Below are 25438 nucleotides of genomic sequence, written 5' to 3' on the forward strand. Positions count from 1 at the left end.
ACTCAGCGGTGCGGCTTGGGGTGCGTGACGCGGCCCGGCGCGTCTCCCGTGCCGCGAGCCGGAACCGGCCACGTCGCGGGTGCAGGGGGCGTCGTGCTCGGGCGGCGAGGAGGCGCGGGAACAGGCTCGGCCGCGGGCTCCGGCTCAGCCGTCGCGCGTACCTGGGTGGAGGCCCCGCTGTCGGCCGAGCCGGCCACCGGAGCGTCGTCAGGCGCGGCGGATGCGGCATCCTTCTCGCCGGCAGCCGAGGTCGGTCCGAGCTCGAGCATCACCTTCTTCTCGAGCACTTCGATGGCCTCGTCCGAGATCGAGATGAGCCCGTCGAGCTCCTCGCGCACGCGGCGGTAGGCGAGCTGTCGCTCGGCGGGAGTCGCCGCCTCGTCGATCGCGACCGTCAGAAGCTTCTTCGCCGTGTCGAGCCGTTTGCGCTCCACCTCGGTGAAGCTGGAGTCGCGCAGCCGCCGGGCATCCCGCTCGGCCACGTCGAACGCGACCTCGAAGTCCGCGACGGCGTTGCGGTACTCGGCGAGCTGCTCCTTGGTCAGCCGTGCCTTGGATGAGGCCGGCCGAAGCCCGTCCGCGATGCGCTTGGCGCGCAGGAAGGCGGCGGTCAGCGGCTGACGGCCGTCGCTCATGGCCGGGAACGCGATGATCTTGGCGACGTCGAGCTCGTACTCCAACCACCGCGAGGTGACGGAGTCATGGGTCGCGAACAGCCGCTCGAGCTGGGTGGCCTGCGTCTCGCGCGGGGTCGTGGCCTGTTCCGGGACCGCGGTCTGACCGGTGAAGGCGGGAAGGGATGCCGCCGGCACCGCTTTCCCGCGAGCGGCAGCCTGGGCGGCCTTCAGTTCGGCCTTCGCATGCATGACCTCGAGGCGCCGCTGATGCCGGCGGCGCGCACCTCGCTCCCAGGCGTTGCCGGCCGCGCCGAGCACGCCCATGAGTGGGAAGACGACCCACCAGTAGCTGCCGACGACGGTCCAGAACTGGTCCACCCTGTCATGCTAACCGTCGGGCCGGACCCCGTGTGGGGCTCAGGGCACCCTGCCAGCGGGCGGCTGGCCGTTGCGGGGCTGTGGAAGCCGCGCGATCAGCGACGGCAGCCGGTCGGCCAGTTCAGAGATGACGGCGGCCGCGGCGGTCAACCCCGCGGCGGCGGTCGCGCCGGGTGCGGATTGAGGGGCGCGCGGTACGCCGGCGCGCCGCTCAGCTTCGTCGAAGGCCATCTCGAGGTCGCGGACGGCGACGCGGTACTCCACGTACTGCTGCGGGGTGACGCGGTCCCGCAGTGTCGGGCGCTTGATGAGCGCTTCGCGCTGGGCCTGGAAGAACGCGACCGTGGCCGGATGCCGCGGATCGGTCATCTGCGGGTACGCCAGCGCCTTCTCGACATCCGTCTCGTACGCGAGCCACCGTGCGTTGACGGCGTCGTGGGAGGCGTACAGCCGGTCGATCGGCAGCGGGTCGCGCGAGGAGGTCGCCCGGTACTGCGCGTACCCGGCCTTGACGCGGGAGCGGCTGGCCCGCAGCGCCAGCGACGCGACCTTCTCCGCCTGCCGTGCGGCTTGCAGCTCCCGTCGCGCGTCGACGGCGCCGGGAAGCGTCGGCCGGGACTTGGCGGTGAGGACGTCCGCCTGCGCCGAGCGCACGCGTGCCTTCGCCGCGACGAGCGCGCGATATGTTTGCGACTCCTCGTGGCGCGCAGCGTCGAGCTCCAGCCGACGGGCTCGCCGGCTGCGAGTGGTGAGGCCGGCATAGGTTGCCGCTCCGGCGCCCGCGGCGGCCGGAGCCAGCCACCACCAGCTCGACACGATGAGGAGGATGGGCTCCACCCTTGACATGGTAATCGCGATATAGCGCGGTTGTCGCCGGGAGTCTGCTGATACCCGTCGCAACCGCAGCTTCGGCGCTGCGCCGTGCGTCAGCCGAACAGCAGCGCGAAGACCGTGGCGCCCCCGCCGACGAGGATGAGGGCGACGATCGTCACCCAGGCGATGATCTTGACGCGCCGCTGCCGGCTGTCGTTGAAACCGCTGTACTCGTCCTCGTCCGCCGCCATGGACCCATCCTACTTGCGGGCATTCGGGGCGCATCAGCTCCGTTCGGGGCGTGAGAAGCGCGCCCCGAACGCACGCGGCGCGCCCCAAACCCGAGGCAAGACCCAGGGCAGCGGTGACGACGGGATGCTGGGGCGCGCCCCAAACCCGAACGCACGGGGCGCGCCCCAAATCCGAGGCAAGACCCAGGGCAGCGGCGACGACGGGATGCTGCGGCGCTCAGTACGCGGCGGGCTCCGACACCGTCGGGCCGAAGGCGGCCGGCAGGGTCGACGTCGAGAGGTCGCGCAGCTCCGCGAGCGGCACCGTGAACAGACCCTGCACCTCGAGCGCCGGGTCGTCGCCGTCAGCCGCCACATCCGTGACACCGATGCGCAGCACCGGGTACCCGCGCCCCTCGCAGAGACCGCGGAACTTCACGTCGTCCTCGCGCGGCACCGACACGATGACGCGGCCCGTGGATTCCGAGAAGAGGGCGGTGGCGGCATCCACTCCGTCGCGCTCGATGATCTCGTCGAGCCACACCCGCGCGCCGACACCGAATCGCATGACCGCCTCGGCGAGCGCCTGCGCGAGGCCCCCGGACGACAGGTCGTGCGCCGACGACACCAGCGACTGCTGGCCGGCCGCGTGCAGCAGCTCGGCGAGCTTCTTCTCGTTCGCGAGGTCGACCGCCGGCGGGCGTCCGCCGAGGTGGCCATGGATCGTCCCGGCCCACTGCGAGCCCGAGAGCTCGGTCGCGGTGACGCCGAGCAGGTAGATGTTCTCGCCCGCGTCCTGCCAACCCGACGGGATGCGGCGGGCGACGTCGTCGATGATTCCCAGCACGCCGACCACGGGCGTCGGGAAGATCGGCTGGTCGCCGGTCTGGTTGTAGAACGAGACGTTGCCTCCGGTGACGGGAACGCCGAGCTCGAGGCATCCGTCCGACAAGCCGTCCACCGCCTGCGAGAACTGCCACATGACCTCGGGGTTCTCCGGAGAACCGAAGTTGAGGCAGTCGGTCACGGCGGTCGGCTCCGCGCCGGTGACGGCGACGTTGCGGTACGCCTCGGCCAGCGCGAGCTTCGCACCCTGGTAGGGGTCGAGCTGGCAGTAGCGGCCGTTGCAGTCGGTGGCGATCGCGAAGCCGAGGCCGGAGTGCTCGTCCACCCGGATCATGCCGGCGTCGTCGGGGAACGACAGCGCGGTGTTGCCCATGACGTAGTAGTCGTACTGGTTGGTCACCCACGACGTGTCGGCGAGGTTCGGGCTCGCGACCAGCTGTGTGAACTGCGAGCGCAGGGTGTCCGCGTCGTTCGACCGGGGCAGAGCCGATGCCGAGTCCTCGCGCAGCGCGTCGATCCACGTGGGATAGGCCACCGGCCGTTCGTACACGGGGCCGTCGACGGCGACCGTCGAAGGGTCGACGTCGACGATCTGCTCGCCGTGCCAGAAGATCTGCAAGCGACCGTCGCCGGTGACCTCGCCGAGCACCGACGTCTCGACCTCCCACTTCGAGGTGACCTCGAGGAACGCGTCGAGCTTCTCGGGGGCGACGATCGCCATCATCCGCTCCTGGCTCTCGCTCATGAGGATCTCCTCCGGCGTGAGCGTGGGGTCGCGCAGCAGCACCTTCTCGAGGTCGACGCGCATACCCGAGCCGCCGTTGGCAGCGAGCTCCGACGTCGCGCACGAGATGCCGGCGGCGCCGAGGTCCTGGATGGCCTCGACGAGCTCGCCCTGGTACAGCTCGAGGCAGCACTCGATGAGCACCTTCTCGGCGAACGGGTCGCCCACCTGCACGGCGGGCCGCTTGGTCGGGCCGCCGTCGGCGAACGTGTCGGAGGCGAGGATGGATGCCCCGCCGATGCCGTCGCCGCCGGTGCGGGCGCCGAAGAGCACGACCTTGTTGCCGGCGCCCGACGCGTTGGCGAGTTTGAGGTCTTCGTGGCGGAGGACGCCGACCGCGAGCGCGTTGACGAGCGGGTTGCCCTGGTAGACCGCGTCGAACACGGTCTCGCCGCCGATGTTGGGCAGACCCAGGCAGTTGCCGTAGAAGCTGATGCCCGAGACGACGCCGTGTACGACCCGGGCAGTGTCGGGGTTGTCGATGGCGCCGAAGCGCAGCTGGTCCATGACCGCGACGGGGCGTGCGCCCATCGAGATGATGTCGCGCACGATGCCGCCGACGCCGGTCGCGGCGCCCTGGAACGGCTCGATGTAGCTCGGGTGGTTGTGCGACTCGACCTTGAAGGTGACCGCCCACCCCTCGCCGATGTCGACGACGCCGGCGTTCTGACCCATGCCGACCATGAGCCGCTCGCGCATCTCGTCCGAGACCTTCTCGCCGAACTTGCGCAGGTAGATCTTCGACGACTTGTACGAGCAGTGCTCCGACCACATCACCGAATACATCGCCAGCTCGCCCGAGGTGGGGCGGCGACCGAGGATCTCGCGGATGCGCGCGTACTCGTCGTCCTTGAGACCGAGCGCCGCATACGGCTGCTCCTTCTCGGGAGTGGCGGTGGCGTTCTCGACGGTGTCGGCGACAGCGGTCGAAGCAGGCGTGGTCACGCGGCTCAACTCCAGGAATTCGGGGGATGCCGGACCCGACCAGTCTAGTTCGGCCGCGGCATCCCCTCGTCGCCGCCGCATCCCGCCCGACGCGAGTCGCTGCCGCCCCGCGAGTCGACATGTTCGGCGCGAGTCGACATGTTTCGGGCGGACCTAATGCGTCGACTCGGTCGGGATGTATCGACTCGCGAGCTGAGACCCGAGAAAAGGGTTGACGGATGCCGCCGCCAGGGCTAACGTACAACCAAATGGTTGTAGGAATTGAGCTCAGCGATGACGAGATCGACCGCGTGTTCCACGCGCTGGCGACGGCCACGAGGCGCGACATCCTGCGTCGCACGATCGAGCGGGAGCAGTCGGTGTCGGCTCTCGCCCGCGAGTACGACATGTCGTTCGCGGCGGTGCAGAAGCACGTCGCTGTCCTCGAGGCAGCGCACCTCATCGTCAAGCGCGCCGAGGGCCGTGAGCGGCTCGTTCGAGCGGACCCGGCGATGATCGCCCGAGCCCGCGCGCTGCTCGCCCGGTACGAGGAGCTCTGGCGCTCCCGCATCGATCGGCTCGACGCGCTGCTCGCCGAGCCCGCCCCCGGAACCCCCGCCTCGGGAGCCTCCGGAGACACCACCCACCGAACCGATACCGACAGAACCGATACCCAAGGAGCATGAGATGCCCGTCACCGATGTCACCACCGACCCCGAAGCCCTCACCATGACGCTCACCGCCGAGTTCGCGGCGCCGGTCGAGCGGCTGTGGGATGCCTTCACCAATCCGCGGCAGCTCGAGCGCTTCTGGGGCCCTCCCGGGTGGCCCGCCACGTTCACGACCTTCGACTTCGCGCCCGGCGGTCGTGCCGTCTACGGCATGACCAGTCCGCGTGGTGAGAAGTCTTACGGGTCGTGGGAGTTCCTGAGCATCGACCCGCAGCGAGGTTTCGAGCTCATCGACGCGTTCGCCGACGAGACGGGCACGCCGATCGCCGAGATGCCCGAGTCGCGCATGGTCTTCAGCTTCGAGCAGACCGAAGACGGATCGCGGCTGCGCAACGTCACGCACTTCTCGTCGGCCGAAGCCCTGGAGCAGGTCGTGGCGATGGGCGCCGTGGAGGGTGCGACGATGGCCGTGAACCAGCTCGACGCCGTGCTGCAGAGCCTTCGCGACTACGCGGCCGGCAAAGGCACGCGGACCGAGATCCTCGACGACACGCACGTGCGCATCACGCGTCTCATCGACGGGCCGATCGACCTCGTCTGGCGCGCACACCAGGAGCCCGAGCTGCTGAAGCGATGGATGCTCGGCCCCGACGGGTGGCGGATGACGGTGTGCGAGGTGGACCCGACGGTCGGGGGTCGCTACCGCTATGCGTGGGAGCCGGTCGACGGCACCCCGGGCGAGCCGTTCGGCTTCGACGGCGAGACGTTGCTGTCGGAGGCGCCGCGCCGGGCCGTCACGACCGAGCACATGACCGACACCGACTACCCGTCGACGCTCAACGATCTCAACCTCTACGAGGAGGACGGCGCCACCCTCATCACGCTCCTCATCGAGTACCCCGACATGCAGACGCGAGACATGGTGCTCGCCACCGGCATGACCGAGGGCATGGAGACCAGCTACGCCCGGCTCGAGGGCGTGCTCGCCGGCGTCTGAACCACTCCCCGCTCGTTGAGCGAGCGAGGAACGAGCGAGACGAAACGTCCCTGGCCGATCGGGGGCGTTTCGTCTCGCTTCGCTCGCTCAACGACCGGGCTCTGGGGTGCGGCATCCGTCACCGTAGGGTGGTCGCGTGGACTTCTCCTTCGCCTTCACGCCCGATCTGATCGCCGTGTTCCTGACGCTGTTCGTCCTGGAGATCGTTCTCGGGGTCGACAACGTCATCTTCATCTCGATCCTCGCGTCCAAGCTCCCGAAGGAGCAGCAGGCCAAGGCCCGCAACCTCGGCCTCACTCTCGCCATGCTGATGCGCGTCCTGCTGGTCCTCTTCGCCGGCTGGATCATCACGCTCAAGGAGGACGTCTTCTTCATCGGCGAGATGGGCTTCTCGTGGAAGGACCTCATCCTCATCGCCGGCGGCCTGTTCCTCGTCTACAAGGCGGTCACCGAGATCCACCACAAGCTCGAGGGCGCAGAGGAAGGCCACGGCCCCGGCGGTCGCAAGAGCGTGACCTTCGGATCGGTCATCGTGCAGATCCTGCTGCTGGACCTGGTGTTCTCGCTCGACTCGGTCATCACGGCCGTCGGCATGACCGAGAACCTCGTGGTGATCATCACGGTCGTCGTGCTGTCGTTCGGCATCATGCTCTTCGCGTCGCGCTTCATCTTCGCGTTCGTCAACCAGCACCCGACAGTCAAGATGCTCGCGCTGTCGTTCCTCCTGCTGATCGGGGTGTTCCTGGTGGCCGAGGGTTTCGGCTTCCACATCGACAAGGCGTTCATCTACGGTCCGATGGCGTTCGCGATCTTCGTCGAGGCGCTGAACCTCCTCGCCGCCTCGCGCAAGGCCAAGCGCGAAGCACGCAACCGCAGGCCCGTCGTGCTGCGCCCGCAGTATCCGGATGTCGACGAGTCGGTCGCCGTGGCCGCCGCCCTGTCGAAGGACCCGCACGCGGGCTCGGTGCGGCTCTCGTCCAAGCCGGTGGCGGGGGATGCCGAGCCCGGTGCGGACGACGAACGCCAGGGACTGGGCTGAGCCCGGCGGCCGACGCGGCGCCCGCCCGCGGGGCGGTTCAGGATGGCGGGTCGGTGACCAGGCGGTAGCCCATCCCCGACTCGGTGAGCAGGTGCGTCGGGTGCCCGGGATCGGCCTCCAGCTTCTTGCGCAGCTGCGACATGTAGAGGCGCAGGTAGCCGGTGTCGGCCACCTGCTCGGTGCCCCAGATGTCTTTCAGCAGCGCCTGGCGGGTGACCAGGGCGCCCGCGTTGCGCGCGAGGAACTCGAGGATGCGCCACTCCGTCGGCGTGAGGTGCACGCGCTCGCCCGATCGGGTCACCGTCTTGGTCGACAGGTCGACGACGACGTCTCCGAAGGAGACGACCGGTGTGCCGGGCGCTGCACCAGCCCGCCGTGAGAGAGCGCGAAGCCGTGCCAGCAGCTCGTCGATCTGGAACGGCTTGGTGACGTAGTCGTCAGCGCCGGCATCCAGAGCCTCCACCTTGTCGGCCGAGCCGGTGCGGCCCGACACCACGATGATGGGCGCGGTGCTCCAGCCTCGCAGCGCCTGGATGACCTGAACGCCGTCCAGGCGCGGCATCCCGAGATCCACCATGACGATATCGGGATGCTGCTTCGCGGCCAGGGCGATGGCCGCGGCGCCGTCGGGTGCGGCGATGACCTCATACCCGTGCGCAGCGAGGGTGATGCGCAGGGCGCGGACCAGTTGCGGATCGTCGTCGGCGATGAGCACCTTCACCGGGATGCCTCCTCCTCGGCCACCGGCAGCGCGATGACCATCGTGAGGCCGCCGCCAGGGGTGTCCTCGGGGGCGAGCGTACCGCCCATGCCCTCGGTGAACCCCTTCGACAGCGCGAGGCCGAGGCCGAGACCGGTCGTGTTGTCGGTGTCGCCCAGCCTCTGGAAGGGGACGAACATCTCGTCCCGGCGCTCGGGCGAGATGCCGCTGCCGTGGTCGACGACACGGATCTCGGCGGTCCGCCCCAGCCGGCTCGTCGAGACCCGCACGCGCGCGTCCGGCGGTGAATGGCGGGCGGCGTTGGCCAGCACGTTCACCAGGACGCGCTGCAGCAGCACGGGGTCCGCCTGCACAGGAGGCAGGTCGGGATCCAGTGCCAGCTCGAAACGGTCGGGTCCGGCGCCGAGTTCATCGAGCGCCGCGAGCACGGTGCCCGCGCTGTCGGTGGGCCGCAACGAGACGGCGAGCACGCCCGCCTGCACGCGGCTGACGTCCAGCAGGTCGGTGACGAGCGCCGACAGCGTCGCGAGGGACTCGTCGGCCGTCGCCACGAGCTCCTGCCGGTCCTCGGCGGACAGGTTCGGTCCGGCGGCGCGCAGGCCGCCGACCGCAGCGACGGCGGCGGCCAGCGGTCGCCGCAGGTCGTGGCTCACCGCTGACAGGAGCGCGCTGCGCACTTGGTCGGTCTCGGCGAGCACGCCCGCCTCGCGCGCCGTGGCGGCGAGATCGGTGTGCTCGAGCGCCGCCGACAACTGGGCCGCGACCGCGTCGACCAGCCGTCGGGCGGACGCGTCGAGCACGTGCCCGTGCAGTTCGAGCATCGCCGGTGGCCCGCCGTTCCGACGGGCGACCGTCACGACGTCGTGCCTGCCATCGCGCACCGGCTCGCCGTCGGTGGCGAGGACGGAGCCGTCGGCGTCGACCAGCCGCACGCCCGCGAGGCCCAGGGACTCGCGGGTGCGGCTGATCAGGGCGGGAACGGCGGAGTCCCCCCGCAGCACGCTGCCGGCGACATTGGCGAGAAGCTCCGCCTCGGACTCCGCACGACGTGCGGCACGAGCCGCCCGTGCGGCGCGGTCGACGATGAAGCTCACCAGCACGGCGATGACGACGTACAGCACGAGGGCCCACACGTTCCGCGCGTCCGCGACGGTCACGGTGTAGAAGGGCGGCACGAAGAAGAAGTTGAGCGTGAGCCCCGACATGACGGCCGCGAAGACGGCCGGCCAGATGCCGCCGACGAGCGCGACCAGCACGACTAGGAGCTGATACGCCAGCACATCGCTCGTGATGGTCTCGTCCGTCCGGATCGACACGAGCAGCCACGTCAGCAGCGGTCCGCCCACCAGGGCCAGCACGAAGCCGAGGAGGCGACGCTTGAGGCTCAGTGCGCCCCCTGTCAGACGCGGCAGCGGAAGGCGGCCACCGGCCGCCGCGTGCGTCACGATGTGCACGTCGATGTCGCCGGACTCGCGGATCACCGTCGCGCCGATGCCCGGGCCGGTGACGGCAGCGGCGAGACGGCCGCGCCGGCTGACGCCGATCACGAGCTGCGTCGCGTTCACCGACCGGGCGAACTCCACCAGGGCGCGCGGGATGTCGTCGCCGACGACCTGGTGGTAGGTGCCCCCGAGCGACTCGACCAGCGCCCGCTGCGATGCGAGTGCGCCCGGATCGCCGGAGCGCAGGCCGTCCTGGCTCGACACGTGCACCGCGAGCAGCTCGCCGCCGGCAGAGCGGGCGGCGATGCGCGCGCCCCGGCGCAGCAGCGTCTCGCCCTCCGGTCCGCCGGTGAGGGCGATGACCACGCGCTCCCGCGCCTGCCAGGCGCCCTCGATGCCGTGCTCGGCGCGGTACGACTTGAGTGCGCTGTCGACCTCGTCGGCGAGCCACAGCAGCGCGAGTTCACGCAGCGCGGTGAGGTTGCCGAGGCGGAAGTAGTTCGACAGCGCCGCGTCGATCCGCTCGGCGGGGTAGACGAGGCCGGCCGACAGGCGATCACGCAGCGACTGCGGCGACAGGTCGACGACCTCGACCTGGTCGGCGGCGCGCACCACGGCATCCGGAACGGTCTCGCGCTGCGCGACCCCGGTGATCTTCTCGACCACCCCACCGAGCGACTCGATGTGCTGCACGTTCACCGTCGTGATGACGTCGATGCCGGCATCGAGCAGGTCGGCGACGTCCTGCCAGCGCTTGGCGTGACGGAGACCGGGGGCGTTGGTGTGGGCGAGCTCGTCGACGAGCGCGATATCGGGATGCCGCTCCAGCACGCCTTCCAGATCCATGTCGGTGAGCTCGACGCCGCGGTGTGACACCACGGTGCGCGGCACCACGGGCAGCCCATCGGTGAGAGCCGCCGTCGCGGCCCGCCCGTGCGTCTCGACGACCGCGATGACGACGTCTCGCCCTTCGGCCGACAGACGGCGGCCCTCTTCGAGCATCTCGTACGTCTTGCCGACGCCGGGCGCCGCCCCGAGCAGCACCCGCAGCTTGCCGCGCTTCACGTGCTCACCCTACGACTCCCTCGTCGAGGGCGAGATTGAGCTCGACGACGTTCACGCGGGGCTCGCCGAGGTAGCCGAGGTCGCGCTGCTGGATGTGCGCCTCGACGAGGTCGCGCACCGCGGACTCGTCGAGTCCGCGCGCCGCGGCCACACGAGGAACCTGAAGCAGCGCGTAGGCCGGGCTGATGTGCGGGTCCAGGCCCGAGCCCGACGCCGTCACGGCATCGGCGGGCACCTGTGAGGGGTCCACGTCCTCGAGCTCGGCGATCGCGGTCTTGCGCTCCTGGATCGCCGAGATGAGGTCGGGGTTCTCGGGACCCCAGTTCGAGCCGCTCGACGCACCGCCGTCATAGCCGTCGCCGGCGGCCGAGGGCCGTGACTGAAAGTACTCGGGAAGCGCATTGCCGTCGGCATCTGTGCTTGTACTGAGCCCCGTCGAAGTGAAGGACTGCCCGATGAGAGCCGACCCCACGGTTTCTCCCTCGGCGTTGTGCACGACAGACCCGTTCGCCTGCCACGGCACAGCGAGCTGGCCGATGCCGGTGACCAGCAGCGTGTAGCCGACACCGAGGACGAGGGTGAACACCAGCATGGCGCGCAGAGCGACGCCCGTCGTGCGGAGGGTGGTGCGAGTGGACACGGGGATTCTCCTTGTCGGGCTCAGAAGCCCGGGATGAGGCTCACGACGAGGTCGATGAGCTTGATGCCGATGAAGGGGGCGATCACGCCGCCGAGCCCGTAGACGAGCAGGTTGCGGCTGAGGATCTGTGAGGCGCTCGCCGGGCGGTACTCCACGCCGCGCAGGGCGAGCGGGATGAGGATCACGATGATGATCGCGTTGAAGATGATCGCGCTCGTGACCGCGGACGCGGGCGACGACAGCTGCATGACGTTCAGGGCCGCGAGGCCCGGGAACACGCCCATGAACATCGCCGGGATGATTGCGAAGTACTTGGCGATGTCGTTGGCCAGGGAGAAGGTGGTGAGCGCGCCGCGCGTGATGAGCAGCTGCTTGCCGATGCGCACGATGTCGATGAGCTTCGTCGGGTCGCTGTCCAGGTCGACCATGTTGCCGGCCTCCTTCGCGGCCGACGTTCCCGTGTTCATCGCCACGCCGACGTCGGCCTGCGCGAGTGCGGGCGCGTCGTTGGTCCCGTCGCCGGTCATCGCGACGAGGTTGCCGCCTCCCTGCTCCTTGCGGATCAGCGCGAGCTTGTCTTCGGGGGTGGCCTCGGCGAGGTAGTCGTCCACCCCCGCCTCCTTCGCGATCGCCGCGGCCGTGAGGGGGTTGTCGCCGGTGATCATGACCGTGCGGATGCCCATCGAGCGCAACTCGTCGAATCGGTCGCGCAGCCCGTCCTTGACGATGTCCTTCAGGTGGATCACTCCCAGCACCCGGCCCTCGCCGGCGGGGTCGAGCGCCGCGACGACGAGCGGCGTGCCGCCGGACTGCGCGATGGCGTCGGTCTCGCTCGTCAGCTGAGCGCGCGTCGACGTCGAGACCGGGGATCCGGATGCCTCCAGCCATGCCAGCACGGCAGACCCGGCGCCCTTTCGCACCTGCGTGCCGTCCGCGAGGTCGACGCCGCTCATGCGGGTCTGCGCAGTGAACGGTACGACGGTGGAACCCCCGGGTTCGGTGACGCGGATGCCGCGGACGGCGGCCAGTTCGACGACCGAGACGCCCTCGGGGGTCGGGTCGGCGAGCGAGGACAGCGCGGCCGCCCGCGCGAGCTCGTCGTCGCCGACGCCGGGCATCGTGACGAAGTCCGAGGCGCGGCGGTTGCCGTACGTGATCGTGCCTGTCTTGTCGAGCAGCAGAGTCGTGACATCGCCCGCAGCCTCGACGGCACGGCCCGACATCGCGAGCACGTTGCGCTGTACGAGGCGGTCCATGCCCGCGATGCCGATCGCCGACAGCAGCGCCCCGATCGTCGTCGGGATGAGGCAGACGAGGAGCGCGATCAGCACCGGGACGCTCACCGGCGACGCCGCGTACGACGCGATCGGGTTGAGCGTCAGCACGACGATGACGAAGACGATCGACAGGCTGGCGAGCAGGATGTTCAGCGCGATCTCGTTGGGCGTCTTCTGGCGCGCGGCGCCCTCGACGAGGGCGATCATGCGGTCGACGAACGTCTCGCCCGGCTTGGAGGTGATGCGCACCACGATGCGGTCCGACAGCACGCGGGTGCCGCCGGTGACGGCGGAGCGGTCGCCGCCGGACTCCCGCACCACGGGGGCGGACTCGCCGGTGATCGCGGACTCGTCGACCGTAGCGATGCCCGACACGATGTCGCCGTCGCCGGGGATGAGGTCGCCGGCTGTCACGATGACGACATCTCCGAGCTTCAGCTCGGACGAGGCGACCTCGACCGTCTCGGCCCGCTCGGCCGCAGCATCCGTGACTCCGTCGTACGCGGTGGCACGACGCGCCATGGTCGAGGTGCGGGTCTTGCGCAGCGACGCGGCCTGCGCCTTGCCGCGGCCCTCGGCCACCGACTCGGCGAGGTTCGCGAACAGCACGGTGAGCCACAGCCACAGGGCGATGCCCCACGTGAAGCCGAACGGCACAGGGGTGCCGCCGGACTCCTCGGCGCCGCCGAGGAACGGCTCGGCGATCGCGATCACGGTGGTGAGTGCTGCTCCCACCCACACCAGGAACATGACGGGGTTGCGCCACAGCGCGGCAGGGTTGAGCTTGCGCAGCGCGCCGGGGAGCGCCTGGGCGAGCTGGGCGCCGCTGAAGGCGCGGGACGAAGGGTTCGGTCGTTTCGTCTCGGTCGCTCCGCCGCCTCGCTCGACGACCGGTACCCCCTCGGTCGTTGAGCGAGCGGAGCGAGACGAAACGTCTTGGGTGATGTTGTTCATGATTCAGACGAGCCCTTCCGCCAGGGGACCCAGCGTGAGAACGGGGAAATAGGTGAGTGCCGTGATGACGACGGCGACGACGGCGAGCAGGCCGACGAACTGCGGGCGGTAGGTAGGCAGGGTGCCGGCCGTCGAGGGGACGGGCGTCTGGGCGGCGAGCGAGCCGGCCAGTGCGAGCACCAGGACGATCGGGATGAACCGGCCGAGCAGCATCGCGACGCCGAGCGCCGTGTTGAGCCACGGGGTGTTCGCGGTGAGGCCGGCGAACGCGGAGCCGTTGTTGTTCGCGGCCGACGTGAAGGCGTACAGGACTTCGCTGAGGCCGTGGACGCCCGGGTTCCAGATCGACGTGGACTCCATGTCGGCGCGGATCGGCGGGATGCCGAAGCTCAGCGCCACGCCCGCAAGCACCAGGGCCGGCGTCACGAGGATGTAGAGGCTCGCGAGCTTGATCTGCGTCGGCCCGATCTTCTTGCCGAGGTACTCCGGGGTGCGACCGACGAGGAGCCCGCCCACGAACACCGCGATGACGGCGAGCACGAGCATGCCGTACAGGCCGGAGCCGACGCCGCCCGGCGCGATCTCGCCGAGCATCATGTTGATCATGGGGATCATGCCGCCCAGCGCGGTATACGACTCGTGCATCGAGTTCACGGCGCCGGTGCTGGTGAGCGTCGTCGCGCCGGCGAACAGTGTGGATCCCCAGATGCCGAAGCGCTGTTCCTTGCCTTCCATCGCCGCGCCGGCGAGCTGGGGGGCAGTGCCCAATCCGAGGGACTCGAGCCACGTGACGGCGGTGATCGACAGCACGGCGATCGTGCCCATGACGGCGAGGATCGCGTAGCCCTGCCGGTTGTCGCCGACCATCCGGCCGAAGGCGCGCGGCAATGCGACCGGGATCGCGAGAAGCAGCAGGATCTCGAGCACGTTCGACCAGGCAGTGGGGTTCTCGAACGGGTGCGCGGAGTTGGCGTTGAAGAACCCGCCGCCGTTCGTGCCGAGCTCCTTGATGGCCTCCTGGGAGGCGACCGGGCCGCCGGGGAGGATCTGCGTGCCCCCGGTGAGGGTGCCGACCTCCGTGAACCCGTTGAAGTTCTGCACGACACCGGCGACGATCAGCGCGATCGCCGACACGACGGCAAGAGGCAGGAGCAGCCGTGTGATGCCGCGGGTGAGGTCCACCCAGAAGTTGCCGATCGTCGCCGACCCGCGCAGGGCGAAGCCGCGCACCAGCGCGACGGCGACGGCGATGCCCACCGCGGCCGAGACGAAGTTCTGCACGGCGAGTCCGGCGAGTTGCACGGTGTAGCCCATCGTGAGCTCAGGCGAGTAGGACTGCCAGTTGGTGTTGGTGACGAACGACGCGGCGGTGTTGAAGGCGAGACCCTCCGGCACGGCGGGTAGTCCGAGCGAGTAGGGGAGGACCGCCTGGAATCGCTGCAGAGCGTAGACGAACAGCACACCGACGGCCGAGAACACCAGCACGCCTCGCAGGTACGCCTGCCACGTCTGCTCGGACTTCGGGTCGACGCCGACGAGACGGTACATGCCGCGTTCGACGCGCCAGTCCTTGCCGGCGGTGTAGATGCGCGCGATCCAGTCGCCGAGAGGTCGGTAGAGGAGCGCCAGGATCAGCACAACGGTGGCGATCTGGAGGATGCCGGTCCAGATCGTTGCGGCATCCATCAGAACTTCTCCGGCTTCACGAGAGCGACGACGAGATAGCCGATCGCGGCGAGGCCGAGGGCAGCGGCGAGGAGTGAGAAGACGATCACAGCTTCTCGACTCCCTTCGCGACGAGTCCGACGAGCGCGAAGAGCGCGAGCGTCAGGGCGAGGTAGATGACATCGAGCACGAGGACTCCCGGTGTGTGCGAGCCGGGCCCGTCGCCCGGTCGCCCGCCGCTCGGCGGGCGCGCATCCGATGCAACACGGGCACGGATGCTGCATCAGCGGTCCTCACGGAATCCGAACGCGCCCCGGCGCGCATGCTCACGAAGCGCTGACGCCGCCGAGCCGTGCCCGGTGGTCGGGCGTTTCGTCTCGCTGCGCTCGCTCAACGACCGGGTCGTGGGTGTCTTCGGCTCGGGTTTGGGGCGCGTTTCTTACGTTTGGGGCGCTTCTTGCGCGCCCCGAACGTACGCGGTGCGCCCCAAAACCCGGGAGTGGGGGGTGGGGGTGGGGAACGGATGCCGCCGGCCTGGGAATCAGGCCCGGGCGAGCCCGTCCTCGAAGGCGACCCACGCGAGCATGGCGCACTTCACCCGCGCGGTGAACTTCGAGACGCCCGACAGAGCCGCGGCGTCGCCGAAGACCTCCTCGTCGAGGGGGATCTCGCCGCGGGAGCGGAGCGCTTCACGGAATCCCTCGATGAGGGTGGATGCCTCAGCCCGCGGCATCCCGTCCTCCTCCTCGATGAGCGCCGAGAGCATGGAGGCCGACGCCTGCGAGATCGAGCAGCCCGCGCCGTCCCACGTCACGGCCTCGACCGTCGCGCCGTCGTCCGAGACGCGGACCTCGAGGGTGATCTCGTCGCCGCAGATCGGGTTGCGCTGGTGCGAGGTGGCGGTGCGCGCACCGGGATGCGCCTCGGCGAGGCCCTTGCCGTGCGGGCGCTTCGAGTGGTCGAGGATCAGCTCCTGGTACAGGGACTCGAGCCCGCTCATGCGCCCGCCCCGAAGAACGCGCGCACGCCGGACAGGGCGTCGAGGAACACGTCGACGTCGTCGGTGGTGTTGTAGACCGACGTCGACGCCCGCACCGAGGCGGTGAGACCGAATCGGCGGTGCAGCGGCTGCGCGCAGTGATGACCCACGCGCACGGCGACTCCGCGGGCGTCGAGGAACTGGCCCACGTCGTGCGCGTGCACCCCCTCGACGTCGAACGCCCACAGCCCCACGCGCTCCGCGCCCGCGGCGTCCCCGAGCAGCCGCACACCCGGGATGGCGCGCAGGCCCTCGGCCATCCGCGCCTCCAGCGCCTTCTCGTGCGCGTGCACCGCCGGCATGCCGAGGCCGTCGAGATAGCGCACCGCGGCAGCGAGACCGATCGCCTGCGACACCGGCTGGGTGCCTGCTTCGAACCGCTGCGGCGGGGGAAGGTACGACGCCTCATCGAGGGTCACGGTCGTGATCATCGATCCGCCGGTGAGGAACGGCGGCAGCGCCTCGAGCACGTCGGAGCGCCCGTAGAGCCCGCCGACGCCGTACGGCCCGAGCATTTTATGGCCTGAGAACACGGCGAGGTCGACGCCGAGCGCGGGGAGGTCCAGTGGAAGGTGCGGCGCCGACTGACAGGCATCCAGCACGGTGACGGCCCCGGCCGACCGGGCGAGATCCACCAGCTGGTCTACGGGGTTGACGATGCCCAGCACGTTCGAGACGTGCGTGAAGGCGACGATGCGGGTGCGCTCGCCGATGACGGCGGCCGCGGCATTCAGGTCCACCGAGCCGTCATCATGCACGGGGATGTGACGCAGCACGGCGCCGGTGCGCGCCGCCAGCTCCTGCCAGGGGATGAGGTTGGCGTGGTGCTCGGCCTCGGTCACGACGATCTCGTCACCCGGCCGCAGGGCGAAGCGCGCGCTGTCGGGCGCTCCCCGGCCGAGTGAGGCGTTGCCGATGGCGTAGGCGACGAGGTTGAGGCCCGCCGTGGCACCGCTGGTCCACACCAGTTGCTCCGGCTGCGCGCCGACGAAGCCGGCGACGGTGGCGCGGGCGTCCTCGAAGAGCTCGGTGGCTTCGGCGGCGAGCGTGTGGGCACCCCGGTGCACTGCAGAGTTCGTGCGGGTGAGGAAGTCGACCTCGGCGTCGATCACCGCCTGCGGCTTCTGGCTGGTCGCGCCGGAGTCCAGATACACCAGGCGCTGGCCGTTCACGCGCTCGCCGAGGAGCGGGAAGTCCGTGCGGATCGCTGCGGCATCCAGCGGGGCCGGCGAGAGGGCAGGTGCGGGTGAGCTCACCCTTCAAGGCTACGCGGGATGCCGCGCCCCGGCGCCGGTGCATGCGCCACCGGCTGAGGGATCCTCAGCCCACGCGGGGCTGTTCCGACGACGCGTCGGCCGGGGCCGGCGGGCCGGCCGGGCGGATCGCACGGCGACCGACACGGTGCACCTCGGGCGCCGCCCCGCGTCCGGCTCGGTCATCGCCGGGGAGGGCGCGCGAACGGCGGCCGTAGATGAGCTCGGACGAATCGAGCAGCCACGGCACGAGCGTGATCGAGACACCGTGAACGAGCATGAGCTGCTGCGCGATGCGGCGGGCGCGACGGTTGTGCAGAAGCGACTCCCACCAGTGACCCACGATGTACTGCGGCAGGTAGACCGTGACGACGGCCGGGCCGTGCTGCTGGCGGTACCGCTTGATGAACTCCGCGATCGGGCTGGCGTACATGCGGTACGGCGACTCGATGATCTTCAGCGGGATCGGCATGCGGTGCGCGCGCCACTCCGCCTCGAGGGCGGCGGCATCCTCCTTCGTCACGGCGATGTGCACCGCGAACGTCTTGTCGTGCTTGGCGGCCAGAGCGTAGTCGACCGCCTTCACGACGGGCTTCTGCAGCTTGTTCACGAGGATCAGCGCCACGTCGCCCGACGAGCCGAAGTGGATGCGGTCATCCATGGCGATCTCGTGCTCCACGTCGCGGTAGTACCGGTTCACGCCGACCATGAGGAACGACAGCACCGGAATGGCGAGGAAGACCAGCCATGCGCCGTGCGTGAACTTCGTGATCGTCACGATGACCAGGACGGATGCCGTCATCGTGGCTCCGAGCGAGTTGATGACGAGTCCCTTGCGAAGCCCGAAGGCCTCCACGCGCGCCGACCTGCTGTTGCGGTGGTCGACCGGAAGGTCGCGCAGGGCACGCAGTCCGCGGGTCCAGTGGCGGATCATGCCGATCTGTCCCAGCGTGAACGAGACGAAGACGCCGATGATGTACAGCTGGATCAGGTTCGTCAGGTTCGCCTGATAGATCACCAGCACGCCGATCGCGACCAGGCCCAGGATGATCATGCCGTTCGAGTACACGAGGCGGTCGCCGCGCGTGTTGAGCGCCTTCGGCGCGTAGCCGTCGCGTGCCAGCACGGCGCCCAGCAGCGGGAAGCCGTTGAAGGCCGTGTTGGCCGCCAGCAGCAGCACCACCGCCGTCGCCGCCTGGATGATGAAGAACGGGATCGAGTTCATGCCGAACACCGCCGACGAGACCTGCGCCATGAGGCTCGGCTGCGGGTTGTTCGCACAGTCGAAGCCGATGAGGTCGCACGGGTTCTCGGCGTAGTGCACGCCTGAGACGAGGGCGAGGGCGGTCAGGCCCGAGAACAGCAGGATCGCGATGCCGCCCATCAGCGCGAGCGTCGTCTGGGCGTTGCGCACCTTCGGCTGGCGGAACGCCTGCACACCGTTGGAGACCGCCTCGACCCCCGTCAACGCCGAACAGCCGCTCGAGAACGCACGCAGGATCAGCAGAATCACCGCCGCCTGCGTGATGTTCTGCGCCTCGACGGCGTACTGCGCGCTCGAGGCCACCGGGGCGTTCCCCGTGACCGTCTCGAAGAGGCCGACGACGATCATGACGGCGACCGAGCCGATGAAGATGTACGTCGGGATCGCGAAGGCCGTCGAAGCCTCGCGGACGCCCCGAAGGTTCACGATGACGATGAGGATGACGAAGCCGACCGCGAGTTCGACGCGGAACGGGTTCAGGCCGGGCAGCGCCGAGATGATGTTGTCGACGCCGGACGCGACCGAGACCGACACCGTCAGCACGTAGTCCACGAGCAGTGCGGCGGCGACGATCACGCCGGGCACCTCGCCGAGGTTCTTGCGGGCCACCTCGTAATCGCCGCCCCCCGACGGGTAGGCCTTGATGAGCTGCCGGTAGCTGATGACAACGACGATGAGCAGCACGACCACCGCGACCGCCACCCACGGCGCGAAGGCGAGGAAGGCCAGGCCTCCGGTGAGGAGGATGAGCAGCAGCTCCTGCGGCGCGTAGGCCACCGACGACAGCGCGTCGGACGCGAAGATCGGCAGCGCCCGCTTCTTCGGCAGCAGGTGCTCGTCGGAGTCCGTCGACGCCAGTGGGTCGCCCAGGATGAGGCGCTTGGCGATCGGCGGCTCGTCCACCGACTGCTCGCGGCTTTCGTTCGTCACGGCGGGCAAGGCTACCCGCGTGCGGGGCGCCGGGCTCCGTCCGAACGGGCATCCTCACGGAATCCATACGGTTCCCGCGTTCACGGGCCCGCGCGCCCGCGGGCCGCGCGGAATCGCGGCATCCGAGCCTCACGGAATCTCTGCGCCCTCTCGGCAACCCGGCGCTGAGGCCTCGCGGATGCCGCGCCCACTCCGTGAGCCTCGGGCTCTGCGAGACTCGGACCGTGGAGGACCAGCTCATCCTCGCCGTGGTCGCCATCACCCTCGGGCTGGTGGTCGGGGTGCTGCTGTTCGTGCCGTTCGTGGCACTGAGCTATCGCCGCCGCGGCGGCTTCGGCATCGGGCGATTCCTCCTGTGGGGTGCGGCACTCGTCTCGGCGATGGCGATCTGGACGTACACGCTGCTGCCGCTGCCCGACCCCGACGCGATCCGCTGCGCGGGCGTCAACCTCGATGTCACCACCCTTGCCGACGACGTGCGCGTGGCCGTCTCGCGGGGCGGAAACCCGGCCGTCGACCCGGCGGTGCTGCAGCTGCTGCTCAACGTGCTGCTGTTCGTGCCGCTGGGGTTCTTCCTGCGCGTCCTGGGCGGGCGCGGCGTGGCGGTCGCTGCCGTGGTGGGAGTCGCCCTGTCCGGCTTCGTGGAGCTCACCCAGCTCACCGGCGTGTGGGGGCTCTATCCGTGTGGGTACCGGGTGTTCGACGTGGTCGACATGCTCACCAATGCGCTCGGGGCCGTGCTGGGGTCCCTGCTGGGGCTGGTGGTTCCGCGTCGGCATCGGGGCTCGCCGAAGCTGCCCGACGCCGACCGCCCGCAGCCGGTGACCCGCGGGCGCCGACTGCTCGGCATGTTCTGTGACGCGCTCGCCGCGTGGGTGCTGGGCCTGTCGGTCATCGTGGCGGTGCAGCTGTCGCTCTCGCTGCTCGGAGCCGATGCGGCGGTGCGTGACGGGTCCGCCGCCGAAGTCGTCGGCGCCGCCGTCCCCGTCGTCGTGTGGCTCGTCGTCACGACCGCCTCCGGTGCCACGGTCGGCGACCACGCCGTGCAGCTGCGTTTCACGGGCGGCCAGCTCCCGGTGGGGCTTGCTCGCGTGCTCCGTTTCGTCGGGGGCATCGGCGGCTACCTCGTGCTGAGCGTCCTGCCGGGGGCGTGGGCCTTCGTCGCCGCCGTGTTCGCGGCCGTGTCACTCGTGCTCGTGTTCACCACAGGCGGGCATCGGGGGCTTCCCGGCCTCGTCTCAGGTCAGCGGCTCGTCGACGCCCGAGAGATGGAGCAGCCGGGTGCCTCGTCACCCGGCTCCGCGCCCGCCGCCGGGACATGAGGAGGGGACGGATGCCGCGGCCCACGGCATCCGTCCCTTCCGCAGCATCAGCTCCGCGCCAGCAGCTCCAGGGTGTCGACCACGCGGTTCGAGAAGCCCCACTCGTTGTCGTACCAGGCGACGACCTTGACGTGACGGCCGTCGACGCGGGTGAGTGCGGAGTCGAAGATCGAGGAGGCCGGAACGCCCACGATGTCCGACGAGACCAGCGGGTCGTCGGAGTACTCGAGGATGCCGGCGAGCGGCCCTGCGGCGGCTTGGCGATACGCTGCGAGAACCTCGTCGCGGGTGACCTCGCGCTCCACCGTCGTGTTGAGCTCGACGATCGAGCCGACCGGCACCGGCACGCGGATCGAGTCGCCGGCGAGCCGGCCGTCCAGGCGCGGGAGCACCAGGCCGATGGCCTTCGCGGCCCCCGTGGTCGTGGGCACGATGTTCACCGCGGCCGCCCGCGCGCGCCGGGCGTCGCGATGAGGGCCGTCCTGCAGGTTCTGCTCCTGCGTGTACGCGTGCACCGTCGTCATGAATCCGTGCTCGATGCCGGCGAGGTCGTCGAGCACGGCCGCGAGCGGCGCGAGCGCGTTCGTCGTGCACGACGCGTTGGAGACGATCGTGTGGCGGGCCGGGTCGTACGCGTCCGTGTTGACGCCGTAGGCGAGGGTCACATCGGCGCCGTCGGAGGGCGCCGACACGAGCACCTTGCGGGCCCCGGCCTCGAGGTGGGCACGGGCGTCGGTGGCCGCGGTGAAGCGGCCGGTGGCCTCGAGCACGACGTCCACCCCGAGCTCGGCCCAGGGGAGCTGTGCCGGAACGCGCTCGGCCAGGACGCGGATGCGCCGGCCGTCCACGACGAGGTCGTCGCCTTCCGCAGACACGGGCCGGCCGAGTCGGCCGGCCGTCGAGTCGCACGCGAGGAGGCGTGCGAGCGCGAGGGGCTCGGCCAGGTCGTTGACGGCGACCACCTCCAGTGAGGAGTCGCGTTCGAGCAGCGCGCGCAGCACATTGCGCCCGATGCGTCCGAATCCGTTGATGGCGATGCGGGTCATGGTTGTCCTTTCGGGTCCTCACCAGACTCGTTCGCGCGGGTCGCCCACGACAGCGGCGAGAGCGCCATGGTTCGCAAGGATCACGCCATCGACCGGCGCCACCGCTACCGGCTGTGGCCGAACGTGCGGCGATACTCGCTGGGCGTCGTTCCGAGGATCCGCTGGAAGTGAAGGCGCAGGTTCGCGCCGGTCCCGAGCCCGACATCCGCGGCGATCTGCTCGACGCTGCGCTCGGATCGCTCCAGGAGCTCGCGCGCGACGTCGATGCGGGCGCGCATCACCCATTGCATGGGGGTGTACCCGGTGTCGTCGACGAATCGGCGTGAGAACGTCCGGGGCGACACCGCGGCGTGCCGCGCGAGCGCCTCGAGCGTGAGCGGATCGCCCAGGCGGTGCAGAGCCCACTCGCGCGTGGCGGCGAATCGCTCGCCGAGCGGCTCCGGCACGCTCCTCGGCACGTACTGCGCCTGGCCCCCGCTGCGGTACGGCGCCGCGACCAGTCGCCGCGCCGCGTAGTTGGACGCCGCAACGCCGAGGTCGCGGCGCAGGATGTGCAGGCAGAGGTCGATGCCCGACGCGGCGCCGGCCGATGTCAGCACGCTGCCCTCGTCCACGAACAGCACGTTCTCGTCGACGCGGACGAGCGGGTGCTTCTCCGCCAGTGCGCGGGTGTAGTGCCAGTGCGTCGTGGCTCGCCTGCCGTCGAGCAGACCCGTCTGGGCGAGGGCGAACGCGCCGGTCGAGATCGCCGCAAGCCGCGCGCCGCGCTCATGCGCGGCGATGAGCGGTGCGATCACCTCCCGCGGCGGGTCCCGCTTGTCGGGCAGGCGGTAACCGGGGATGAACACGAGGTCCGCCCATTCGAGCGCTTCCAGCCCGTGGGCGACGACATACGAGAGGCCGTCGCCGCCCGCGACCGGACCGGGGGCGACACTGCACACGCGCACCTCATAGGGCATGCTCGGACGGGTCGTGAACACTTGGGCCGGGATGCCGACGTCCAGCGGCTTCGCGCCGTCGAGAACGAGGACCGCGACCCGCCCGCTGGACTGTGACACGGCACTCAGGGTATCCGCGCGGTGACCTGGGCCGGTCGCCGCCGCCGCGTCCTACGCCGCCCGTGCGCCGAGGAACTCGCGAGCGGCCACGACGAGCGCGTCGACGCCACGACCGAGGGTGGGCTGGATGACCGGCGCGAAGAACGGCGAGTGGTTGGTGGGGATGTCGCGCTCCACCGTGCCCGCGGCCGTCGCCTCGGCGAACGCGACGGGATCCACGCCGCCCCAGAACCAGAACACGAGCGGCACGCCGGCCTCCCGAGCGAACCACGACACGTCCTCGCTGCCGGTGAACATGCCGGGGTCGATCACGGTGCCGTCGCCGAACGCGGCGTCGAAGGCGAGGACCAGTCGCGCGGTCGCGTGCACGTCGTTGATGGTCGGCGGCAGCGTGTGGTCGGTGACGATGACGGGCGCCTCCTCGGCACCAGACGCCTGCGCCTCGGCCCGCACGATCCGCTCGACCTTGTCGAGCACGCGCGCTCGCGCCTCGTCGTCGGGGTAGCGCAGGCTCAGTTCGAGCTTCGCCTCGGCGGGGATGATGTTGTTCTTGAGCCCGGCGTGGATCGAGCCGACCGTCACCACGGCGACATCGCGCGGGTCGACCTCGCGCGAGACGATCGTCTGCAGGCGCATCACCGTCGCGGCGGCCATCACGACCGGGTCGATGGTGGAGTGAGGCCGCGAGCCGTGGCCGCCGCGACCGAGGAGGGTGACCGTGAGCCCGTCGGAGGCGGCCATCTGCGTGCCGCTGCGCACGCCGATCGTGCCGGCCGGGAGCGGGGTGACGTGCTGGCCGAGCACGATCTCGGGCTTCGGGAACCGGTCGAGCACCCCGTCGGCGATCATTGCCTGCGATCCGGCGCCGTACTCCTCCGCCGGCTGGAACACGGCGACCACGGTGCCGGACCACTCGTCGGTCGTGGCGACGAGGCGCTCGAGGGCTCCCAGCAGCGCCGTCACGTGCATGTCGTGTCCGCACGCGTGCATGACGGGCACATCGTTGCCGGCGGGATCGATGCCTCGTGCGGTGCTGGCGTAGTCCAGCCCGGTCTGCTCGGGAACCGGCAGCGCGTCCATGTCGGCGCGCAGCCACACGACAGGACCCTGACCAGACTCTCCTGAGTGTGTCGAAGGGTTGCGGATGACCGCGACGACGCCGGTGCGCCCGATCCCCTCTTCGAACTCGATGCCCAGCTCGCTCAGGTGCCGCGTGATGACGCCCGCCGTCCGCGTCTCCTGGAACGACAGCTCCGGATGCCGGTGCAGATCCCTGTAGAGGGCTTCGAGGTCGATCGTCATGCGCACGAGCCTATCCATGACCCCCAGGTCCCCGCCGATCGAGTGGCGGAGGTACGAACCGTATCGAGATCCCGGAGGTTCCCGCACACCTCGGCGGTCAGCCGGGAAGGCGGGCGGTCGAACCGCGCACGATGAGCTCGAACGGCAGCTCACCCGGCCGGTGCGCGGGGGCGTCGGCATCCACGGACTCCAGCGCCTGCAGGATCGCGTCGGCGGCTCGCTCGCCCTGCCCCAGCGGGAACTGGTCGACGGTCGTGAGCCGGAAGAACTCGCCCAGCTCGTGACCGTCGATCCCGATGACCGAGAGGTCCTCCGGCACGCGGTAGCCCAGGTCCCGCGCGGCCAGCAAAGCGCCGATCGCCATCTCATCGGATGCCGCGAAGATCGCCGTCGGCCGTCCCCCGGGCTTGCCCAGCAGCTGCTTCGCGGCGCGGAAACCGCCCTCGATCGTGAAGTCGGCGGGCTCGTAGAGCGCGGGTCGGACCGGGATGCCGGCATCCGCGAGAGCCTGCTCGAATCCCTGCCGCCGCTGTGTCGGGATGTGGAAGTCGATGTCGAACTCGGGACTCGCGCCGATGTGGGCGATCTCCCGGTGACCGAGCGCCAGCAGATGCTCGGTCGCGAGTCGTGCCACGGCGATGTCGTCGACGGTGAGGGTCGTGAGCCGAGGGTTCGGCCCGCCGATGGCGATGACCGGCAGGTCGAGTTCGACGAGGCGCTCGGTCTCCTCTTCTCCCAGTTCGAGCGAGATCGCGATGACGCCGTCCACGCGCTGACGGCGCAGGAAGGTGTCGAAGATGTCGTGGCGTTCGGCGCGGTCGGCCGTCAGGCTGTACAGCGTGATGTCGTAGCCGCGCCGCATGAGCGCCGATGCGATGCCGCTGAGCACCGTGGAGAAGAACCACCGGTCGAGGAACGGCACGAGCACGCCGATGTTGCGGGTGCGGCCCGACGCGAGACTCGACGCCGACGCCGAGACGACATACCCCAGGCTCTTCGCGGCAGCCTCCACCTTCGCCTTCGCCGCCGCCGACACGTGGCCGCGGCCGCTCAGCGCGCGCGACACGGTCGCGGTCGACACGCCCGCAGCGCGGGCGACCTCGTCGATGCTGACCACGTCGTCACCTGTGCTTTCGTCGGGGCGGCTCCCGCCGCCGGCCG

21 protein-coding genes are annotated in these 25438 nt (G+C 70.3%); 4 read left to right on the forward strand and 17 right to left on the reverse strand.

Features of this window, described 5'->3' with window-relative positions:
• Positions 1–2 precede the first annotated feature (2 nt).
• The 4 genes from C9992_RS11825 to purL all read right to left on the reverse strand — a co-directional run bounded on the left by C9992_RS11825 (position 3) and on the right by purL (position 4613).
• The gene (locus C9992_RS11825; protein WP_235008206.1) at positions 3–995 is read right to left on the reverse strand and encodes a hypothetical protein; all 993 of its coding nucleotides are present in this window, start codon (positions 993–995) and stop codon (positions 3–5) included.
• A 39-nt stretch (positions 996–1034) separates the two neighbouring features.
• Positions 1035–1832, reverse strand: coding sequence for a hypothetical protein (locus C9992_RS11830; protein WP_106815770.1), 798 nt, complete (start codon positions 1830–1832; stop codon positions 1035–1037).
• 89 nt (positions 1833–1921) lie between these two features.
• A complete protein-coding gene (locus C9992_RS18235) occupies positions 1922–2059 on the reverse strand; it encodes a hypothetical protein (protein ID WP_200826303.1) in 138 nt (45 codons plus the stop codon).
• 217 nt (positions 2060–2276) lie between these two features.
• A complete protein-coding gene (gene purL, locus C9992_RS11835) occupies positions 2277–4613 on the reverse strand; it encodes a phosphoribosylformylglycinamidine synthase subunit PurL (protein WP_106815771.1) in 2337 nt (778 codons plus the stop codon).
• 248 nt (positions 4614–4861) lie between these two features.
• Between purL and C9992_RS11840 the strand changes: the two genes are divergently transcribed.
• The 3 genes from C9992_RS11840 to C9992_RS11850 all read left to right on the forward strand — a co-directional run bounded on the left by C9992_RS11840 (position 4862) and on the right by C9992_RS11850 (position 7299).
• Entirely contained in the window at positions 4862–5278 is a 417-nt protein-coding gene (locus C9992_RS11840; protein WP_106815772.1) for an ArsR/SmtB family transcription factor, read from the forward strand.
• A gap of 1 nt (position 5279) precedes the next feature.
• Positions 5280–6260, forward strand: a complete 981-nt coding sequence (locus C9992_RS11845; RefSeq protein WP_106815773.1) for an SRPBCC family protein — start codon at positions 5280–5282, stop codon at positions 6258–6260.
• A gap of 136 nt (positions 6261–6396) precedes the next feature.
• A complete protein-coding gene (locus tag C9992_RS11850; protein ID WP_106815774.1) occupies positions 6397–7299 on the forward strand; it encodes a TerC family protein in 903 nt (300 codons plus the stop codon).
• Between the two features lie 37 nt (positions 7300–7336).
• Here C9992_RS11850 and C9992_RS11855 read toward each other — a convergent pair whose 3' ends face one another.
• From C9992_RS11855 to C9992_RS11900, 9 genes are all read right to left on the reverse strand, one after another.
• Entirely contained in the window at positions 7337–8020 is a 684-nt protein-coding gene (locus C9992_RS11855; protein ID WP_106815775.1) for a response regulator, read from the reverse strand.
• Positions 8017–10527 (reverse strand): DUF4118 domain-containing protein, encoded by a 2511-nt coding sequence (locus C9992_RS11860; RefSeq protein WP_106815776.1) that lies wholly within the window; start codon positions 10525–10527, stop codon positions 8017–8019. Before C9992_RS11860 ends, C9992_RS11855 begins: the two co-directional genes overlap by 4 nt.
• Before the next feature lie 4 nt (positions 10528–10531).
• Positions 10532–11173, reverse strand: coding sequence for a potassium-transporting ATPase subunit KdpC (gene kdpC, locus C9992_RS11865; RefSeq protein WP_106815930.1), 642 nt, complete (start codon positions 11171–11173; stop codon positions 10532–10534).
• Between the two features lie 14 nt (positions 11174–11187).
• On the reverse strand, positions 11188–13398 hold the full coding sequence (gene kdpB, locus C9992_RS11870; RefSeq protein WP_235008207.1) for a potassium-transporting ATPase subunit KdpB: 2211 nt from the start codon (positions 13396–13398) through the stop codon (positions 11188–11190).
• A 3-nt stretch (positions 13399–13401) separates the two neighbouring features.
• Positions 13402–15084 carry a potassium-transporting ATPase subunit KdpA gene (gene kdpA / locus C9992_RS11875; protein ID WP_106815777.1) on the reverse strand — a complete coding sequence of 561 codons (1683 nt, stop codon included), beginning with the start codon at positions 15082–15084 and terminating at the stop codon, positions 13402–13404.
• Entirely contained in the window at positions 15084–15173 is a 90-nt protein-coding gene (locus C9992_RS11880; protein WP_106815778.1) for a potassium-transporting ATPase subunit F, read from the reverse strand. Before C9992_RS11880 ends, kdpA begins: the two co-directional genes overlap by 1 nt.
• Positions 15174–15604: 431 nt before the next feature.
• On the reverse strand, positions 15605–16063 hold the full coding sequence (gene sufU, locus C9992_RS11890) for a Fe-S cluster assembly sulfur transfer protein SufU (protein WP_106815780.1): 459 nt from the start codon (positions 16061–16063) through the stop codon (positions 15605–15607).
• Positions 16060–17358: a SufS family cysteine desulfurase gene (locus C9992_RS11895; protein ID WP_106815781.1), complete on the reverse strand. Its 1299-nt coding sequence runs from the start codon at positions 17356–17358 to the stop codon at positions 16060–16062. Before C9992_RS11895 ends, sufU begins: the two co-directional genes overlap by 4 nt.
• Positions 17359–17422: 64 nt before the next feature.
• Positions 17423–19549: an APC family permease gene (locus tag C9992_RS11900; RefSeq protein WP_235008208.1), complete on the reverse strand. Its 2127-nt coding sequence runs from the start codon at positions 19547–19549 to the stop codon at positions 17423–17425.
• Positions 19550–19773: 224 nt separating this feature from the next.
• Between C9992_RS11900 and C9992_RS11905 the strand changes: the two genes are divergently transcribed.
• Positions 19774–20871, forward strand: coding sequence for a VanZ family protein (locus C9992_RS11905; protein WP_106815783.1), 1098 nt, complete (start codon positions 19774–19776; stop codon positions 20869–20871).
• 47 nt (positions 20872–20918) lie between these two features.
• Here C9992_RS11905 and gap read toward each other — a convergent pair whose 3' ends face one another.
• From gap to C9992_RS11925, 4 genes are all read right to left on the reverse strand, one after another.
• Positions 20919–21917, reverse strand: coding sequence for a type I glyceraldehyde-3-phosphate dehydrogenase (gene gap / locus C9992_RS11910; protein WP_106815784.1), 999 nt, complete (start codon positions 21915–21917; stop codon positions 20919–20921).
• Between the two features lie 104 nt (positions 21918–22021).
• A complete protein-coding gene (locus C9992_RS11915) occupies positions 22022–22975 on the reverse strand; it encodes a GlxA family transcriptional regulator (protein WP_106815785.1) in 954 nt (317 codons plus the stop codon).
• Positions 22976–23026: 51 nt separating this feature from the next.
• Positions 23027–24277, reverse strand: coding sequence for an amidohydrolase (locus tag C9992_RS11920; protein WP_106815786.1), 1251 nt, complete (start codon positions 24275–24277; stop codon positions 23027–23029).
• A 97-nt stretch (positions 24278–24374) separates the two neighbouring features.
• Entirely contained in the window at positions 24375–25394 is a 1020-nt protein-coding gene (locus C9992_RS11925; protein ID WP_106815787.1) for a LacI family DNA-binding transcriptional regulator, read from the reverse strand.
• Positions 25395–25438: the final 44 nt, after the last annotated feature.

Source organism: Microbacterium timonense, assembly GCF_900292075.1.
In the GTDB taxonomy this organism is placed as follows: domain Bacteria; phylum Actinomycetota; class Actinomycetes; order Actinomycetales; family Microbacteriaceae; genus Microbacterium; species Microbacterium timonense.

Excerpts from the sequence above, each read along its gene's own strand:
- C9992_RS11920 (WP_106815786.1), bottom strand. The coding sequence starts at position 24,277 with ATGACGATCGACCTCGAAGCCCTCTACAGGGATCTGCACCGGCATCCG.
- C9992_RS11840 (WP_106815772.1), top strand. The coding sequence starts at position 4,862 with ATGGTTGTAGGAATTGAGCTCAGCGATGACGAGATCGACCGCGTGTTC.
- C9992_RS11845 (WP_106815773.1), top strand. The coding sequence starts at position 5,280 with ATGCCCGTCACCGATGTCACCACCGACCCCGAAGCCCTCACCATGACG.
- C9992_RS18235 (WP_200826303.1), bottom strand. The coding sequence starts at position 2,059 with ATGGCGGCGGACGAGGACGAGTACAGCGGTTTCAACGACAGCCGGCAG.
- kdpB (WP_235008207.1), bottom strand. The coding sequence starts at position 13,398 with ATGAACAACATCACCCAAGACGTTTCGTCTCGCTCCGCTCGCTCAACG.
- gap (WP_106815784.1), bottom strand. The coding sequence starts at position 21,917 with ATGACCCGCATCGCCATCAACGGATTCGGACGCATCGGGCGCAATGTG.
- kdpA (WP_106815777.1), bottom strand. The coding sequence starts at position 15,084 with ATGGATGCCGCAACGATCTGGACCGGCATCCTCCAGATCGCCACCGTT.
- sufU (WP_106815780.1), bottom strand. The coding sequence starts at position 16,063 with ATGAGCGGGCTCGAGTCCCTGTACCAGGAGCTGATCCTCGACCACTCG.